The sequence below is a fragment of the Corynebacterium striatum ATCC 6940 genome (assembly GCF_000159135.1).
In the GTDB taxonomy this organism is placed as follows: Bacteria; Actinomycetota; Actinomycetes; order Mycobacteriales; family Mycobacteriaceae; genus Corynebacterium; species Corynebacterium striatum.
This window is the reverse complement of the sequence record NZ_GG667520.1, coordinates 168,459-171,490: the sequence shown is the minus strand read 5'-3', so window position 1 is coordinate 171,490 and position 3,032 is coordinate 168,459. Positions and strand designations below refer to the sequence as shown.

Sequence of the window (3,032 nt, the reverse complement as noted above, 5' to 3'; positions counted from 1 at the left end):
TAGAAAATAAAGAAGTTTTCTCGTTTGGCTACGAAATGACATAGCAATATCTATTATGCCGTTCTAGAAGAACTCTCTTCTCAAATCATCAAAGGACCACAATGAAAATTCTCTCTCGAAAGAGTCTTGCCGTTGTCATAGCGGGCATGTTGTTAAGTAGCATGCCCGCCACTGCGGTAGCCCAATCATCTTTTTCTGGCTCGTCTCGCCAGAACCAACAGCAACATCTATCAGAAACTCCTCAGTCCCCTATTTCTGATCAGTCCCCTATTTCCGATAATGAAGCGGATACTTCACACATAGGAGACGGGCCATTTGCACAATGGGATATTCCGACCCCACCCGGCGCTGAGTGGTATGAGGTCAATCAAGCCACGGAAGACGAACTCAATCCGCAGGGGCTAGCAGAGTGGCATCCAACCTCAGATCCAAAGAATAAACTGGTTCCTGGTCAGATGCGTTCTGACATGGAAGATATTCCTGCCGGCGTCAGCAAAGTTGAAGCTGACCAGGCTGAAATCCGAGAAGCACAGCTCGCCTCCCCAACCGCACCGACTTTGAATGCCCGTCAAGGTTGCGGAGTGTACTGGCCTACAAGTTTCGAAGTATGCGGTCTAATCAAGGAAAAGTATGACAGTATCGGTGGACCGACCAGCTTCCTCCTCCTTCCTAAATCTAATGAACTCACCAATCCTGATGGAATTGGGAAACGCTCAGAGTTTGTTAATGGATTTATTTACTGGCGACCCGAGACTGGAGCGCATACGGTCAGCATTCCAGTTTCCAAGGTCTGGGAACGGCATGGCTGGGAGGGTGGATTTCTTGGCTACCCCATAACAAGTGACATTGCCCAGGGTAATGCTTGGTACAGACAAGATTTCCAAGGTGGACACGTCTACACTCACAATGCGCTACCGGCAAGTCAAGCCAGCATTCAAGGAGCTATTTTCGACAAATGGCAATCCATGGGTGCACAAACTGGCGAACTTGGATATCCTGTTAGTGATGAGTTGACAACCCCGGATGGCGTAGGACGCTATAACGTATTTGAAAACGGAATGATTTATTGGACTCCTCAAACGGGTGCACACGCCGTCCAAGGAGCGATACTTTCGGAATGGGGCAAAAATGGGTACGAAAAGAGCAACTTCGGATTTCCAACCTCTGATGAGTATCTTGATTCTGAGTCTGACATCACCCAAGAATTTTCCGGTGGAACACTTCGTGTTCGAGATTTTGTGAAAGGCGACGAAGGCACCACATTCAGTAACGGAAAGCTGGTCGATAATACTCTGATTAAGTTCATCCGCGATGCTTACGGAGTAGACCTTCTCAGGGAAATTCAGCTGGACTTACCGGTTGTCCAGTCCGGGCATCAAGCGTATCCGCCTGAAAATGGAACAGTAGTTGCCACGGATAGCAGCGGGAAACCCTACACCTTTCAGATAAAGTCCCCTATATCGATTTCGAGCAAATACGTATATAACCCTAACGGGGTTAACCCTACGCTACATGACTATTGCACGGCCCCCTCGCCTCAGTTTTGGTTCGACGATAAAACAAAGATTGCAGCTGATCTTCGTGGGCCCTGCAGCTACCATGATCTTTGCTATGGTCTAAATCCGGATAACTACACTGCTCGATCCAATCTATGTGACCCCGCCCTGAGGAGAGATTGGCAATATGTATGCCGCGAGTCCTACAACAGTTCATTCACTCGTTGCAGAGGATTTGTCGACTCCGCGTATACGGTCATGCACAGCTATCAACGAGTTAAAAATATGAATAGGTAGCGGCAGAATGTTAAAAATAAAACTTAAGAATTGGCAGCGACCCGTTTTGCTCGTCTCGGTTCTTTTGGGGCTAACGTTGTCTGGGTGTGGATTTTTCGACGGTCTCGATCAGATGGCTGAGGCTAGCCCATCCGGAAACATCGCTGTTTCTCTAGATCAAACGGGCAGTGTCACTGTTCATATGATTGCTTGTGATATTCAGGTTGAATCAGTAGAGCTTCTCATTCAATCAACCACTCCCGGAGATCCGCCCCTCAGTGAACGGATCAACCTCAAGCACCCACAAGGTGGGTACGTTGAGCTTCGATTACCGGCTTCTACATCCAATAATCCTCCAGTACTGAACTCGATTATCGCGGACCCGCAGTTAGAGTTTTGGGTCATCCCAATCACGTACAAGGGAGGCGAAGATGAGCACCGATTTGTGCCTGAACTCAGTGGAATCACGATTGCAGAAGTCGAGAATCATCCCCGTGGCACGCTTTTAGTCCAGAATTACGTCGCCGGGACCCATGATCCGATTACGTTGGACGAAGTAACACTAGATGCGTTCAAGGATGGACCTGCAAATAGTCGCCCTCCGGGTTGTACTGTGGAATAGAAACTCCAAACCTTTCGAAGGGGTGAGCGACTAATTAGAAGTCTCTTTTGCCAAACGCCCCATTGGCTGGGGCCATGCTGATAATGAGAATCAAGCCTGGACTTTGTTAGCGTGGCCATCGCTATCCTGGCCTTGGGCGCGTGGGCAATGCAATCCTTGCTGCAGACAGTAAGAATCGCCCTCGAGGAAGAAGAGAAGCCGACATTCCTGAGTTCAACGCGGTTTTGCATCGCTCACTCACTGGGCATTAGACGCAGACATAAGAAAATACCAGCAAAGAGCTGGGAGCCCTTAGCGAACGAGACCACTTGAGCGATAGGACTCTTGAGTTTGTTCGGGCGGTAGGCACTCTTAATAACGATAGAAAGAATCCTCTTTCCTCACCAAGTGCCGTCTAGGTTTACGTTTTCGGTTCTCTCCCGGTCCTGGATGCCATCCACATTGTGTGCTCACGACTAATAGCTGCTTCGGTATCCGCAGCTTCAAACGTACAATCGGCTTCTGGGATCGACCTCAACTTTTCTGCTTGTATCACATGCCCCATCGCTGTTGTCATAGAATAGGCCGTCGGCAGCGGTGAAAACTGTTTCACCGCAATTCACGCTGCTCCCGCCGCGTTGAGGGCAGGCATAAGTGCC

The 3,032-nt window shown here is 49.1% G+C and carries 3 protein-coding genes; 2 read left to right on the top strand and 1 reads right to left on the bottom strand.

Features of this window, described 5'->3' with window-relative positions; all coding sequences use genetic code 11:
* Positions 1-101: 101 nt before the first annotated feature.
* Positions 102-1,793 (top strand): LGFP repeat-containing protein, encoded by a 1,692-nt coding sequence (locus tag HMPREF0308_RS12945; RefSeq protein ID WP_005528623.1) that lies wholly within the window; start codon positions 102-104, stop codon positions 1,791-1,793.
* A 7-nt stretch (positions 1,794-1,800) separates the two neighbouring features.
* The gene (locus HMPREF0308_RS03105) at positions 1,801-2,394 is read left to right on the top strand and encodes a hypothetical protein (protein ID WP_005528621.1); all 594 of its coding nucleotides are present in this window, start codon (positions 1,801-1,803) and stop codon (positions 2,392-2,394) included.
* A 400-nt stretch (positions 2,395-2,794) separates the two neighbouring features.
* Here the strand turns inward: HMPREF0308_RS03105 and HMPREF0308_RS14380 are convergent, their stop codons facing one another.
* Positions 2,795-2,986, bottom strand: coding sequence for a hypothetical protein (locus HMPREF0308_RS14380; protein WP_304364697.1), 192 nt, complete (start codon positions 2,984-2,986; stop codon positions 2,795-2,797).
* Positions 2,987-3,032 lie beyond the last annotated feature (46 nt).